Source organism: Frateuria sp. (assembly GCF_035944355.1).
Lineage (GTDB): Bacteria > Pseudomonadota > Gammaproteobacteria > Xanthomonadales > Rhodanobacteraceae > Frateuria_A.
The window spans coordinates 327,204-341,028 of the sequence record NZ_DASZBH010000016.1; the positions used below are offsets into that span (position 1 = coordinate 327,204).

The window sequence follows — 13,825 nt, forward strand, 5'->3', positions numbered from 1 at the left end:
CATGGGTGCGCTCGCCCGGCTCGGTTCCACCCAGCAGCGCCTGCTGCGCCAGTTGCTGATGGCGCCGGAGGGCTGCTCGGTGGAGCAGCTGTGCGAGCGCCTGCGCATCAGCCACAACGCGGTGCGCCAGCACCTGAGCGCCTTGCTCGCGCGCGGCCACGTCGAGCGCGGGCAGGTGCGGCCCACTGGCGGTCGGCCACAGGCGCGCTTCCGCCTCACCGAAGGCGGACGGGCGCTGTTCCCGCGCAACTACGGCCTGCTGAGCACCGCGCTCCTGTCCAAACTGCGCGAGCGCTATGGGGAGGCCGAACTGGAAGCGACGCTGCAGGAGTTGGGCCGCACGCTGGGCAGCCACGAAGTGGCGCCGCCCGCCGAGGCCAGCGCAGCCGAAGTGGCAGAGCGTCTGGCCGGCCAGCTCGATGCGCTGGGCTACGAGGCGGTGGTGGCGCGGCATGGACAGGAGCAGCACGTGGAGGCGTTCAACTGCGTGTTCCATGCGTTGGCGCGCAGCGTGCCGCAGGTATGCAAGTTCGACCTGGCCTATATGGAGGCGGTCAGCGGGCGGCGCATCCACCACATGGAATGCATCGTCCGCGGCGGCCACGTTTGCCGCTTCCGCGTGGGCGAACCGCGGCACCAGGCGGCGGCCGCGGAAGCCCAGGACGGGCAACCTTCCTAGCCGGGTATCAGCCCAGCGGCCGCACGCGGAAGTTGCGCCCCTTGATGCGCCCGGCGCGCAGCCGCTCCAGCCCCTTGTTCGCCTGCGCGCGGCTGATCGCGACGTAGGCGCGCGTGGCGAACACGTCGATCTTGCCGATCTCGCTGGCGGCGAGCCCGGCCTCGCCGGTGAGCGCGCCGAGGATGTCGCCTGGGCGCAGCTTGTCCTGCCGGCCGGCGTCGATCACCAGAGTCTTCATCGGCGCCAGCTGCAATGTCTTGCCGCGCGGCGGCGCGAGCTTGAGTGGATGCCACGGCAGCGGCGCGCCGCTGGCCAGTCCGATGTTCTCCGCCTTGGGCCGCTCGCGCGGCGTGCACAGCGTGATCGCCAGGCCGCTCTGGCCCGCGCGCCCGGTGCGGCCGATGCGGTGGGTGTGCGTGTCCGGGTCGTGGGCGACGTCGTAGCTGATCACCAGCGGCAGCGCGGCGATGTCCAGTCCGCGCGCGGCGACGTCGGTGGCCACCAGCACGGTGCAGCTGCGGTTGGCGAAGCGCACCAGCACCTCATCGCGGTCGCGCTGCTCCATGTCGCCGTGCAGCGCGAGCGCGGAGAAGCCGCGGCGGTCGAGCTCCTGCGCCACCGTGTCCACGTCGCGGCGCATGTTGCAGAACACCAGCGCGCCTTCGTGGCCCTCGGTGGCCGCGGGGCGGCGCGTATCGGCCAGCACCTGCGCCAGCGCGTCGGTCTTGCGCGCCGGCTCCACCTCGTGGAAGCGCTGCTCGATCGCCGGCTGCGCCGTGTTTTCTGCGACCACCGTGACCGCCACCGGCTCGCGCTGCAGCCGCCCGCTCACCGCGCGGATCTCCTCCGGATAGGTGGCCGACAGCAGCAGCGTCTGATGGTGCTTGGCGATGCGCCTGACGATGTCGTCGATCGCTTCGGCAAAGCCCATGTCGAGCATGCGGTCGGCTTCGTCCAGCACCAGCACCTTGACGCCGCCGCCGTGCAGGCTGCCGCGCTTCAAATGCTCCTGCACGCGGCCGGGCGTGCCGACCACGATGTGCGGATCGTGCGCGAGCGAGGCCAGCTGCGGGCCCAGCGGCATGCCGCCGCACAGGGTCAGCAGCTTGACGTTGGGGATGGCCGCGGCCAGCTTGCGGATCACCTTGCTGACCTGGTCGGCCAGTTCGCGCGTGGGGCAGAGCACCAGCGCCTGCAGCCGGATCGTCTCCACCTCGACCGCCTGCAGCAGCGCCAGCCCGAACGCGGCGGTCTTGCCGCTGCCGGTCTGCGCCTGCACGGTCACGTCGCGCCCTTCGAGCATCGGCGGCAGGCTTTGCGACTGCACCGGGGTCATCGTGGCGTAGCCGAGCGTGTCGAGGCTGGCGAGCAGGGCGGGCTTGAGCGGGAGCGTATCGAACGAGGTCATGCGGCATGATCGCACGCGCGCCGGCCCGCCCGGCGCCCGCTCATGCGCAGATCACCACTGCGTACGGCCGGGCAGCAGGCCCTTGAGCTCGGCGTCGGTGAGGTTGCGCCACTGGCCAGGCTTCAGATGCCCGAGCCTGACGTTGACGATGCGCACGCGGCGCAGCTGGGTGACGCGGTAGCCAAAGGCCGCGGCCATCAGGCGGATCTGCCGGTTGAGCCCTTGCGTCAGCACGATGGCGAAGCCGAACCGGGCGATCCGGCGCACCTTGCAGGGCAGGGTCATCTGGCCGTGGATGCGCACGCCGCGCGCCATGCCGGCGAGGAACTCGTCGGTCACGGGCTTGTTCACCGCCACCAGGTATTCCTTCTCGTGGCGATTCTCCGCGCGCAGGATCTCGTTGACGATGTCGCCGTTGCTGGTGAGCAGGATCAGTCCCTCGGAATCCTTGTCCAGCCGGCCGATCGGAAAGATCCGCTGCGCGTGGTCGACGAAGTCGACGATGTTCCCCGCCACGCCCTGGTCGGTCGTACAGGTGACGCCGACCGGTTTGTTCAGCGCGATGTAGGTGGCCCGCTTGGCCGCCGGCGTGGCGGCCAGGATGCGCGCCTTGACGATCTCGCCGTCGACCCGTACCTCGTCGCCCTCCAGCGCCTTGGCACCCGTGCCCACCACCTCGCCGTTGATGGTCACGCGCCCGGCCGCCAGCAGCTCGTCCGCCTCGCGGCGCGAGCACAGCCCGGCTTCGCTGATGTACTTGTTGACGCGCATCGGCTCGCCTCAGGAACGCAGGCCGACTCCGCGCCTGAGCAACTGCAGCGCCACGATGGAGAGACCCGCGACGAACGCCAGCATCACCAGGAAGGCTACGCCCACGTTGACGTCGCTGATGCCCAGCACGCCGAAGCGGAAGGCGTTGACCATGTACAGGATCGGATTGGCGCGCGAGATCGCCTGCCACGGTTCGGCGAGCATGTTGACCGAGTAGAACACGCCGCCCAGGTAGGTCAGCGGCGTGAGCACGAAGGTCGGCACCAGCGCGATGTCGTCGAACTTCTTGGCGTAGACCGCGTTGACGAAGCCGGCCAGCGAAAAGATCGCCGAGCCCAGCAGCACCGAGCCCAGGGTCACCAGCGGGTGCGCCACGTGCAGCGAGGTGAAGAACAGCGCGATCAGCAGCACCAGTACGCCCACCACCACGCCGCGGGTCACCGCGCCGGCGACGTAGCCGAGCAGGATCACCCAGTTGGGCATGGGCGAGACCAGCATTTCCTCCACCGCGCGGCTGAACTTGGCGCCGAAGAAGGAGCTGGAGATGTTGCCGTAGCTGTTGGTGATGATGCTCATCATCACCAGCCCCGGCACGATGTACTGCATGTAGGTGAAGCCGCCCTGGATCGTGCCGATGCGGCTGCCGATCAGCTTGCCGAAGATCACGAAGTACAGCGTCATGGTGATCGCCGGCGGGATCAGCGTCTGCGTCCAGATGCGCATGATGCGCACGATCTCGCGGCGCACGATGGTGTGGAGGGCGACCAGATTGGTGGTGGTGTTGCTCATGCTTTGCCCTTTGCTTCTTCTGCCCGCGAAACCGGGAGAGGGGGTTTGTTTTTTTCTCCTTCTCCCCCGGCATCGCCGGGGGGGAGGGAGCCTTCAGGCGGCGTGCGCGCGCCCACCCTCGACCAGCCGCACGAACAGCTCCTCCAGCCGGTTGGTCTTGTTGCGCATCGACTTGACCGTGATGCCGTGCATGGAGAGCGCGGCGAACAGCGAATTGAGGTCGTGCTCGCGCGACATCTCCGCCTCCAGCGTGTAGTCGTCCACGCGGCGCAGGCCTACACCAGGCATCGCGGGCAGCGTGTTCGGCACGCCGGCCACGTCGAACACGAAGGTCTCCACGTCCAGCGTCGCCAGCAGCCGCTTCATGGTGGTGTTCTCCACGATGGTGCCGTGGTCGATGATGGCGATGTTGCGGCACAGCTGCTCGGCTTCCTCCAGGTAGTGCGTGGTGAGGATCACCGTGGTGCCGGCCGCGTTGATGGCGCTGACGAACTGCCACATCGAGCGGCGGATCTCGATGTCCACGCCGGCGGTGGGCTCGTCCAGGATCAGGAGCTTGGGCTCGTTCATCATCGCGCGGGCGATCATCAGGCGCCGCTTCATGCCGCCGGAGAGCATGCGCGCCTGATGCTGCGCCTTGTCCCACAGGCGCAGCTCCTTGAGGTACTTCTCCGCGCGCTGCGCCGCGATCTTGCGCGGGATGCCGTAGAAGCCCGCCTCGTTGACGCAGATGTCGAACGGCTTCTCGAACTGGTTGAAGTTGATCTCCTGCGGCACCAGGCCGATCAGCTTCATCGCCTCGTTGCGCTGCCGGTTGACCGACACGCCGAAGATCCGCGCGTCGCCGCCGGTGGAGTTGACCAGCGAGGAGAGGATGCCGATCAGCGTGGACTTGCCGGCACCGTTGGGGCCGAGCAAGGCGAAGAAATCACCCTGCTGCACGGTCAGCGAGATGCCCTTCAGGGCTTCGACGCCGTTGCCGTAGGTCTTGCGCAGGTTGTCGACGACGAGGGCGGGAACAGGGGACATGGGCGGCCTTGGCAAGGAGGGACGGCACGAAGCCCGCTACGTGCGGGCGCGACGGCGGGGGATCAAGCGCCCGAGCGGCGCGACACCGCGGGCGGCCCGCCGTTGCTCAACGTTTCGGCCAGCCCATTATTATACGGGGCCATTTCATGCCGCCCGCGCACGCCGGGCGTGCGCCTCCCTTCGGAATCCTCATGGCCGACCACTTCACGCTCCGTCTCGTCGACAGCTTCATGCTCGCCCCCACCGTGCGCCACCTGGTGTTCGAGCGCGTCGACGGCCAGCCGCTGGCGTTCCAGCCGGGCCAGTTCCTGCAGGTGCACTTCCATTACGACGACGGCACGGCGACCAAGCGCAGCTATTCGGTGGCCACCGTCGGCGACGGCAGCTCGCCGGCCATGCGCATCGAGATCGCGGTGAGCTACGTCGAAGGCGGCGCCGCCACCAAGCTGCTGGGCAACCTGCAACCGGGCGAAACCATCGAGGCGAGCGGCCCGTACGGGCGCTTCTGCCTGCATCCGGGCGACACCCACCCGCGCTACCTGCTGCTCGCCACCGGCACCGGCGTCACCCCCTACCGCGCCATGCTGCCGCAGATCCGCCAACTGCTCGCCCAGGGCGGGCGCGAAGTGGTCCTGCTCTATGGCGCACGCAGCGAGGCCGAGCTGCTCTACGGCGAGGAGTTCGAAGCCTTCGCCCGCGAAAACCCCGGTTTCACTTTCCACGGCTGCCTGAGCCGCCAGCCCCGCGCCGAACCCCGTCCGCACGACCGCCAGGGCCACGTGCAAACCGTCCTGGCCGAGCTTGGCCCCCATCCCGACCGCGACATCGCCTACCTGTGCGGCAACCCCAACATGGTCGATGCCGCGTTTACCGCACTGAAGGACTACGGCCTGCCGGTGGCGCAGATCCGGCGGGAGAAGTACATCAGCTCGCGTTGATATCTTTTCGCCGGCGCGACCTCAAAGATCGCAGGCGCGCGCGAGGCCGCTGTGCGTCCCTGACGGGTCCTGGCGATCTGGCTTCAAGTTTGTTTCCACCACGTCGATAAGTACCCGGGCAGCGCACGCACGCTGCTCACCGCCCATGCGCTAAACCGTCTCCGAAAGGGAAGCCGTCAAAAGTGTGACGGTGTTCGCGCTTTCAGACGGAAGTCCGCCGCGCGCCATAAAGGCCACGCGGACGCCGCCGAAAGCACCTTCAGGCCGGCACGTTTTCGTGTGCCGGGAGGGAATGGCTATGCATGGTGGGCACCGTTGGTTGGCCTGCGCCCTGAGCATCCTGGCGATGCTCGGCGCCCCGGGTGCGCGCGCCGCCAGTGGCCGGATAACCTTCAGCGGCGCCATCGTGATGCCCACCTGCACCGCAGCGGTCGATGTGGCGCAAGCCGATGGCGAGGCCATCGCCAGCCGCACGTATGCGTGTGGCGGCCGATCGCAAGGGACGGACCCTTCCGATGCCTCCATGTACCAACTTTCGGTGGTGCGTCTTGACGAGGCGAAGGCTGCCGGGAGCCCGCTATTGCGGTACTTCGTTGGCTATCGCGCCTCCATGTCCGCAGCCGATGCGCGCATGGTGACGCAGACGTACGAATAGCTACTGGTAGTTCAGCGTGTAAGTGGCGATGCCCTTCACCGTGCCGGCCGATACGGCCGCGCCCGTCTGGTAATAGCGGGCGTACAGGTTGATGACGTAGCCGCTGGACGAAGTGGTGCCCGTGCCGAAGGGGGTGTCGAAGGTGACGGCCGTGGCTCCGTCGGCCTTGAGGATCTGCACACCGACGCCGCCCGCATAGCCCGCCCCCGTCGTGGGCGCAATCACGCCGGCAGCGCCGGGTTGCGGATTGGCGGTGCTGAGCGTGATGAAGACACCCAGGTTGTTGGGGCAATTGGTCAATTGCAGGCTGAAGGGCGTGCTGCCCGCGGTCGTGCCCTGCCCGGAGAGCTGCACGGTGTTGATGCTGGGCAGGGTGACTATCTTGTTCACCGAGCCCGGGTCGACGTTGCAGGTGGGAACCTGGATGACGATGTTGGCGTTGATGTTGAAGGTTTCCACTGCCTGGGGCGACACGGAACCGTTGCAGCCAAGGTAGTAATACCCGAAAACAATGTTTGGGTTGCTGCAGATGTCGATCTTCCACTGCGACAGCTGCCCGGTCAGGGTGGCGTTGTTGGGCGGCAGGTAAGGTCCGGTGTAGACCAGCTGCAGGTTGGACGAGACGCTGAAGGTGCCGCTGCCGGTCGGGTAGTTGGGATACAGCGCCAGCAAGGTGCTGGCGTCCGGATGCAGCAGGCGGTAGGAAATGCCTGGGATGCCGGTGGGAATCAGCGTGTTGTCCCCATTGACCGGGGCCGATGCGGCAATGGTGTTGACGATGCCGCCATTGGTATTTCCATCGCACGCCAGCACCGGTGGGTTGGCGGGAGCGGCCGTATTGGACGTCCACAGAACCGTGTTGAGCTGAGTGCTGGGCGTGAGCGTGATGGTGCCGGCGTTGAAGGTGACGGTGGTCGCGGCTCCGCTGGTGAACCAACACGTTGCGTGCGCCATCCCCGGCACGATGGCCATGCCGATGAACAACAGGCATGCGAAGAACCGGCCGAACAGCCGACGCATGGTTTCCGATGACTCGCGCTGCGACGCAAAGGGGACGGTCAGATGCATGTCGTGAGCTCGCGAATCGTGCGCAGTGAGGTGGTCGCCTGCACGGCTGCCGCCCGGCGTGCGGGGGAACCGGTCACGGCGCGCTCCCGCTGCGTTTTGGGATAGATGGTGCGTTCGTGACGCAGGTGGCGTCGATGACGGCCTGGCCTTGCGCAGGCCGGTTCGGTGCGTTGACCGCGTAGGCGAACGAGCAGGCCTGCGCAGCGCCCTCAGGCTCCTGCCACTGTGCGGCGAGCTGTCCGGATCGGCTGCCCACCCGCAACAGGGTCAGCCCGCCCTGCCCCACCGTGCCGATGACCTGGCCCTTGGCATCCCGAACCTCGGTGCCGAACGGCAGCGCCTTGCGGTCCGCCGTGCGGATGCGTGCGATCAGCGCGCGGCCGTAGCGGCTCTTGAAATCGACCCTCACCACCGCGCCGGCATAAGGAGCGACGGTTGCGCTGGTGGCATCCAGCTGCACGTCCAGCGGCAGGCCCTGCGGGTCGATCTGGATGGTGTCCAGCTGATAGGGCGCGAGATAGGGCACCAAGGCATAGCCGGAACGCCCCACGCGAAGTCCCGGGGTATTGACGACGTGCGCGCCGGCCGCGCCGGGCACGTGCACGATGGCCACGGTATCGCCTGTCGGCTGGCCGAAGGTGATGCCGCCCTGATGCGCAACGACCGCGCCGCCGGCACTGAAAGAGGCCTGCGAATAACCGCCGCCATGGCCGACGCTGGCGTTGAGCGTGGCGTATGGACCGTTGTAGCCGGCATTCACGCTGAAGGTATTGCCGATGCCCTCGCCAGCGTGCGAGGCGGACGCGCCATAGGTGTACTGATTCCACTGGCCCAGCGTGCCGTTGAGCGTGGTCTGCTCCTGCGAACCGGTGTTGTCGCCGTGGGTGAGGTTGAACGAGAGGCTCGGGGCGTGCGAGCTGTCGCCCAGCGGCAGGCTGGCGTTGAAGAACACCTGGTTGTCGTAGCCGCCGAACTGCGTGCGCCCGCGGCTGACGGACACGCCCCAGGCCAGCCTGCGGTAGTGGCTGTTGTAGCCCAACTGGAACTGGGTGTCGCGCCCGCGGTGGTTCCAGTAGTCGCTGGCCGTGGCGTTGGCGTACAGCGAACTTCCGCTTCGTCCCAATTGCTGGCTGAGCGTCAGGGTGAAGCGGTTGCGCTGCTGCAGCAGGCCGCGCGAGGCGTAGGGGTTGTTGCCGCCGTTGGCTGCTCCGGTCAAGGCCGCGATCTGGGCCGGCGTGAGCAGGCTTTGCATGGGCACGCCATCGATCGTCGGCACGCCGGGCGGCAGGTATTGCAGGGCATCGAGTCCGCGGCGTGCGTAGTCGCGCGCGTACGCCGCGTCGTTGAGGCTCAGGAAGCCGCTGGTCGAGTAGCGGTAGGCCGCCACGCTGAGCGAGGTGTTCGTCGCGGGGACGATCTTGCTGTAGGTGACGCGATAGCTTCGGCCGTTGTAGCTGCCGTTGCCGGGAATGGACGCATGCGACTGGGTGACGTCCAGCGCCAACGCGCCCAGGCGAGTGTTGAGCGCGCCGCCGACCAGCGCCGCGGCATAGCCCGCCGAGCCCTGCACGCCGGCGTAGCCGGTGAGGCGGTTGCTGAAACCGTGCTGCAACGCGACCTGGACCACGCCTGGCTTGTCATGCAGGGCGGTATCGCGCAGCTGGCCCGCGGCGACGTCGAAGCGGGTGACGCCGGGACGCATGAGCTGCGACACCGAGGCATAGGGCACCTTGAAGCTGTGCTCGCGGCCGTCGGCTTCGGTCACCGTCACGACCAGGTCGCCGCCGTAGCCGGTGGGGTACAGGTCGCCGATGACGAACGAGCCCGGCGCCACGGTGGTCTGGTAGATCTGCATGCCGTTCTGGCTCACCGTGACCTTGGCGTTGGTGTCGGCCACGCCGCGCACCACCGGCGCATAGCCGCGCAATGACTGCGGCAGCATGCGGTCGTCGCTGCCCAGCCGGACGCCGCGCAGGCCGTAGCTGTCGAATACGGCGCCGTCGGTGAAGGTGTCGCCCAGGCTCAGCACCGCGCGCCACTGGGGCAGCGCGCGTTGCGCGTAGGTGTCGATGTTCTGCCAGCGGCGCTGGGCGCGCTGGCCGGCGTTGCCCGATTGCCAGGTGACGGTGCTGTCCTGCCGCAGCTGCCAAAGGCCGACATTCAGGCCCGCACGAAGTCCCAGATAGGTGCTGGTCAGGGCCTGGCCCTGGCTGGTGGTGCGGTAACTGTTGAGGTTGTAGTTGAGCAGGAACGCCGGCACGCCGGGGTTCCACGAGGCCGGGTTGACCCAGCCGCGCGGCATCTGGTTCATGTAGGCCTGCGGCACGCTGGCATCCAGGCGCAGGTTGGGCATGTCCACGATCAGCCGGGCGCCGGGAATCAGCTCGGCCAGGTCCACGCAGGCGCCGGCCGTCTGCAGCCGCGCAGCGGCGGCGGCGGCGGATTTGACCGGCGCCAGCCCCATGCGGTCGAGCAGTTCGGCACTGACGCAGGGCACGGCATTGGCATCGGGCGAGGGCGCCGCGAAGCGCACGTCCATTCGGCCGACCCAGTCGCCGTCGAGATAGACGTCCAGGTTGTAGGTGCCGGGAAACACCAGGTTGCCGCGTTCGAAGCGCGCGAGGTCCGCACTGCCGCCTGCGCCGGCCAGCAGGCTGCGGTCGAAGTCGGCCACGCCGCCCGCAGCGGTGGCTCCGCCGGGGGTCGCGCTTGCGGCGGCGGCAAAGGCCGGTCCGGATGCGCCCAGGCCGGCGGCCAGCACCACGCCACAGGCCACCGCGAGCGCGGTGAGGCGCGCCGGGGGGTGGCTCGAGCGGGCGCGGCGCGGACCCATTACGGCGCCACGGCGCCCTTGTGGGAATCTGCCGCGCCGAAGTCGTTGATGGTGACGAACGCGACCGGCGTGCCGACGCCAGGCGATCGAGCGGCGCCCTTCAGGAGCAGTCGCAGGTCGCCGAAGGGCGCGACCATGCCATTGACGTCGGCGGCAGGCTTGGTGTCGACGCCGACGGACAGGCTGCTGATCGTGACGTAATAGGGCGTGGGGTTGTGCACTTCCAGTGCCGGCTCGTGGCCGGCAGCGGCCTTGAAGACCAGCCTGTCAGGCGCCTTCAGCGCATCACCCGGCAGATCGGCCGGGCGGTAGAACAGCTTCAGCCGCGAGCGGATCGCGAACTGCAGATAGTTGCGATCGGCTTTCTGGGGGCCAGCGGGCTTGGGTGGAATTTCCAGCACGTTCAACCAGAAAACCGACTCGCGGTCTGCCGGCAACGGCTGGGCGCCCTGCGTGGCGAGGATGCGCAGGCTCTGGTCCCTGTGCGGTTCCATGCGGAACAGCGGGGGCGTGATCAGGAACGGGGTGCTGACGGTGTCCGGCGTGGAGTCCTGGTTGCCGGTATCGATCCAGGCCTCGACCAACGCCGGCTGCTCGCCTTCGTTGGACAGGCGCACGGTCACCTCGCCCTGCTGGGCGGGGAACACCACGCGGGTGCCGCCGACGACGATGCCGGCGTGAGCCACCGGCATCGACAGGCACACAGCAACTATCGCCGCGCCAAGTGCACGGGTCAGGGTGTTCATGGGCGCCTCTTGCGGTGTGGCCGGTTGCAGCCGGCTGCCGCATCCTGACGAATGCGGCAGCCGGACGTTCGCTTAGTTGTAGGTAAGCGTGTAGGTGACCGACGCGGTCACCGTGCCGGCGGTCACCGCCGTGGACGTCGGCTGGTAGTACTGGGCCTGGTAGGCCAGCGTCGCCGTGCCGCCGGCCGAGATGGTGGCGTTGACCGGGTTCGGGTTGGTGTTCAGGTTGAAAGGCGTGGTGCCGGCCGCGTTGGTCAGCTGCACTTCCACGTTGGAGTTGCCGGCGCCGGTCGCGTTCTTGATGGCGCCGGTCGTCGTATCGATGCTGGCGCCGGAGAAAGCGGCGCCGACCACCACGCCCGACGGCGTCGTCGGGCAGCCGGTCAGGTTCAGCGAGAACGGCGTAATGCCCGCGACCGAGCCCTGCGAGCCAAAGCTGCTGACGGGAATGGCGGGAAGGGTGACCGCCACGTTGCCGCCGGACGCGTTGCTCACGGTGCAGGTGGAGGACAGGATCTTGCCGTTGAAGGTAACGGTCCCGTCCGCAGCGAGAGCAGCCTGCGGAGCGAACGCGGCGAGGCCGAGAACGGCAAGCAGTGCGGTGGAAAGAAGACGCTTGGACATCGCAGATTTCCTCTGAAGTTTTTGTGGTGCGGCTGACTACAAGTGGTCCCTGATGCGGTGCAGGCACTGCAGAAGCTTTCGAGCTGCCGTCCGCGTGTGGCTGGCAGACCTGGGTGAATTCAGGACCTGCTGTGATCTGGTTCGCAATTCCTGTGCCAACGGATACGCAGCCCCGCCAAGGGATTGGCAGGCAAGGGGTTGCGTCAAAAAACATGCGCCCGGAGCAGGCGGTGTGGCTTCCTTTCCCCCTGGACGCCCCAGTCACGGACTGGCCCCTGTGCGTCACTTGCTTCACATTGTGATCACAATCACAGTTTGCGCACTTCAGTCGTTCAAGGCAAGGCCGATATGCGTCGTTTGTAAAGGACGCTTGACAGACACGGAAGTCGCGCCTAATCTGCCTGTCAAGCACACTTGACACGGACGGGAGTAGATCATGCGCAACAAGCTCAACCGCTTCATCGCCGCGGCCTGCAGCCTGGCCCTGGCGGGCTTGGCCACCCAGCCGGCCCGGGCCGCCGAGGCGGCCACCCTGCAGGTCGGCACCCTTTCGGTGCAGCAGCACGGCAGCCATGGGCGGCCGGTGATCCTGATCCCCGGCCTGAGCAGCGGCGCGTGGGCCTGGGCGCAGACCGTGCCGGCGCTGGCGAAGAATCATGTGGTCTATACGGTGACGCTGGCCGGCTTCGATGGCACCCCGGCGCCCAGCGGCAGCGATTACCTCGCGCAGGCCGAACGCTCGCTCGTTCGCCTGATCGGCGAGCAGCACCTGACCAAGCCCGTGCTGGTCGGCCACAGCCTGGGCGGCACGCTGGCGCTCAAGCTGGCGAGCGAGCAGCCGCAGCTGCTCGGCGCGGTGGTCGCGGTCGACGGCCTGCCGGTGCTGCCGATGACCGAGAACCTGCCCGCCGCCCAGCGCGGCGCGATGGCGCAGGCGATGAAGGCACAGCTCGCCGCGGCCACGCCGGCGGCGTTCCAGGCGCAGCAGCTGGGTTACATGCGTTCGATCGGCACTATCGATCCGGCGCGCGCCGCGCAGTACGCCGCGCTGAGCAGCCGCAGCGACCCCAAGGCGGTGGCCGAGTACGCGGCCGAGGATCTCGCGCTCGACTTCCGCGCGCAGATGAAGAACGCCACCGTGCCGATCCTGGAGATCTCGCCCTACTACGCCGCCGACGGCAAGGCCGCCGCGCAGCCCTATACCGAGGCGCAGAAGACGGCCTACTGGAAAAGCCTGCTCGGCGCGGCACCGCATGCCACGGTGGCCTCGATCAGTCCCTCGCGCCACTTCGCCATGCTCGACCAGCCGGCGCAATTCCAGCAGACGCTGGATGGCTTTCTCAAATCGCTCTGAGGACACGTCGCCATGGCTCGTCTGACGCCACGCCAGTACCAGCGCTACACCCTGCTCGCGATGAGCGGCTATGTCGGCTTCATGCTGCTGGCCTGGCCCATGGTCCGCACCGTCGACAGCACGCTGCTCAAGGTGCTGCTCGCGCTGGTGCCGGTGGTGCCGATGCTTTATGTGATCGGGCTGATGGCCCGGCGCATCCTGGACGCCGACGAGCTGGAGCAGCGCACCCACCTCGTCGCCCTGGGGGCGGCGACGGCGGTCGTCGGCGGGTTGAGCCTGGTCGGCGGCTTCCTCGCCGCCGCCCAGGTGTTCAAGACCGACGGCGCGATCCTGATCTGGGTGTTTCCGGTGATGATGCTGAGCTACGGCGTCACGCGCTGGTGGGTCGGGCGGCGCTACGGCATGAGCCTGAGCTGCGAGGACGACCGCGGCATGCCGATCGCCTGGCGCTTCCTGCTCGCCGCGGTGGCGACTGCGGCGATCGCCTGGCTCGGTCGGCACAGGTTCGATGACATGGGCCTGGGCCTGCTGTGCGGCATGAGCGCGGCGTTCCTGTCCGCCGGTGTGGTGCTGAGCTGGATGCGTTGGCGTGCGCGTCGTGGTGGCCGGGGCGCGGCATGACCGCGCGGGCGACTGAGCCGGCGAGCGCCGGCCGGGAGGCCTCGCGATGAAGAACCACGTGCGCGACCTGCGCGGCGAACAGGGCTGGTCGCAGGCCGATCTGGGCGAGCGGCTGGATGTGTCGCGCCAGACGGTCAATGCGATCGAGACCGGCAAGTATGACCCGAGCCTGCCGCTGGCGTTCAAGATCGCTCGGCTGTTCGGCCGTCCGATCGAGGCGATTTTCGAACCTGATTGAAGTGCGATCCGGCGGGGGCCGGCGTACCGAATGGCATGGAGACCGCGCTCGCGCGGGCTTCAATACCGCAAA

The 13,825-nt window shown here is 68.2% G+C and carries 14 protein-coding genes; 6 read left to right on the forward strand and 8 right to left on the reverse strand.

Annotated elements, in window-relative coordinates; translation table 11 throughout:
- The first annotated feature begins 1 nt into the window (after position 1).
- Entirely contained in the window at positions 2-679 is a 678-nt protein-coding gene (locus VGU03_RS14445; protein WP_327481688.1) for a helix-turn-helix transcriptional regulator, read from the forward strand.
- A gap of 7 nt (positions 680-686) precedes the next feature.
- Here the strand turns inward: VGU03_RS14445 and dbpA are convergent, their stop codons facing one another.
- The 4 genes from dbpA to VGU03_RS14465 all read right to left on the reverse strand — a co-directional run bounded on the left by dbpA (position 687) and on the right by VGU03_RS14465 (position 4,676).
- A complete protein-coding gene (dbpA, locus tag VGU03_RS14450) occupies positions 687-2,087 on the reverse strand; it encodes an ATP-dependent RNA helicase DbpA (protein WP_327481690.1) in 1,401 nt (466 codons plus the stop codon).
- Between the two features lie 51 nt (positions 2,088-2,138).
- Positions 2,139-2,858 carry a pseudouridine synthase gene (locus tag VGU03_RS14455; protein WP_327481691.1) on the reverse strand — a complete coding sequence of 240 codons (720 nt, stop codon included), beginning with the start codon at positions 2,856-2,858 and terminating at the stop codon, positions 2,139-2,141.
- A 9-nt stretch (positions 2,859-2,867) separates the two neighbouring features.
- A complete protein-coding gene (locus VGU03_RS14460) occupies positions 2,868-3,647 on the reverse strand; it encodes an ABC transporter permease (RefSeq protein ID WP_327481693.1) in 780 nt (259 codons plus the stop codon).
- A gap of 93 nt (positions 3,648-3,740) precedes the next feature.
- The gene (locus tag VGU03_RS14465; RefSeq protein WP_327481695.1) at positions 3,741-4,676 is read right to left on the reverse strand and encodes an ABC transporter ATP-binding protein; all 936 of its coding nucleotides are present in this window, start codon (positions 4,674-4,676) and stop codon (positions 3,741-3,743) included.
- 191 nt (positions 4,677-4,867) lie between these two features.
- Between VGU03_RS14465 and VGU03_RS14470 the strand changes: the two genes are divergently transcribed.
- Together VGU03_RS14470 and VGU03_RS14475 are read left to right on the forward strand one after the other, a co-directional pair.
- Positions 4,868-5,614, forward strand: coding sequence for a ferredoxin--NADP reductase (locus tag VGU03_RS14470; protein WP_327481696.1), 747 nt, complete (start codon positions 4,868-4,870; stop codon positions 5,612-5,614).
- A 346-nt stretch (positions 5,615-5,960) separates the two neighbouring features.
- Positions 5,961-6,269 (forward strand): hypothetical protein, encoded by a 309-nt coding sequence (locus VGU03_RS14475; protein ID WP_327481698.1) that lies wholly within the window; start codon positions 5,961-5,963, stop codon positions 6,267-6,269.
- Here the strand turns inward: VGU03_RS14475 and VGU03_RS14480 are convergent, their stop codons facing one another.
- From VGU03_RS14480 to VGU03_RS14495, 4 genes are all read right to left on the reverse strand, one after another.
- Complete coding sequence (locus tag VGU03_RS14480; protein ID WP_327481700.1) at positions 6,270-7,337, reverse strand: fimbrial protein; 1,068 nt, start codon at positions 7,335-7,337, stop codon at positions 6,270-6,272. It abuts the gene before it with no gap.
- A gap of 73 nt (positions 7,338-7,410) precedes the next feature.
- Positions 7,411-10,170, reverse strand: a complete 2,760-nt coding sequence (locus VGU03_RS14485) for a fimbria/pilus outer membrane usher protein (RefSeq protein ID WP_327481702.1) — start codon at positions 10,168-10,170, stop codon at positions 7,411-7,413.
- Complete coding sequence (locus tag VGU03_RS14490) at positions 10,170-10,916, reverse strand: fimbrial biogenesis chaperone (RefSeq protein WP_327481704.1); 747 nt, start codon at positions 10,914-10,916, stop codon at positions 10,170-10,172. Before VGU03_RS14490 ends, VGU03_RS14485 begins: the two co-directional genes overlap by 1 nt.
- Positions 10,917-10,988: 72 nt before the next feature.
- Complete coding sequence (locus tag VGU03_RS14495) at positions 10,989-11,540, reverse strand: fimbrial protein (protein WP_327481706.1); 552 nt, start codon at positions 11,538-11,540, stop codon at positions 10,989-10,991.
- A gap of 436 nt (positions 11,541-11,976) precedes the next feature.
- Here VGU03_RS14495 and VGU03_RS14500 point away from each other — a divergent pair, with 436 nt between their 5' ends.
- The 3 genes from VGU03_RS14500 to VGU03_RS14510 are packed head-to-tail and all read left to right on the forward strand — an operon-like array spanning position 11,977 to position 13,753.
- Entirely contained in the window at positions 11,977-12,894 is a 918-nt protein-coding gene (locus VGU03_RS14500; protein WP_327481708.1) for an alpha/beta hydrolase, read from the forward strand.
- Positions 12,895-12,906: 12 nt separating this feature from the next.
- On the forward strand, positions 12,907-13,515 hold the full coding sequence (locus tag VGU03_RS14505; RefSeq protein ID WP_327481710.1) for a hypothetical protein: 609 nt from the start codon (positions 12,907-12,909) through the stop codon (positions 13,513-13,515).
- A 46-nt stretch (positions 13,516-13,561) separates the two neighbouring features.
- Entirely contained in the window at positions 13,562-13,753 is a 192-nt protein-coding gene (locus VGU03_RS14510; RefSeq protein WP_327481712.1) for a helix-turn-helix transcriptional regulator, read from the forward strand.
- The last annotated feature ends 72 nt before the right edge of the window (positions 13,754-13,825 follow it).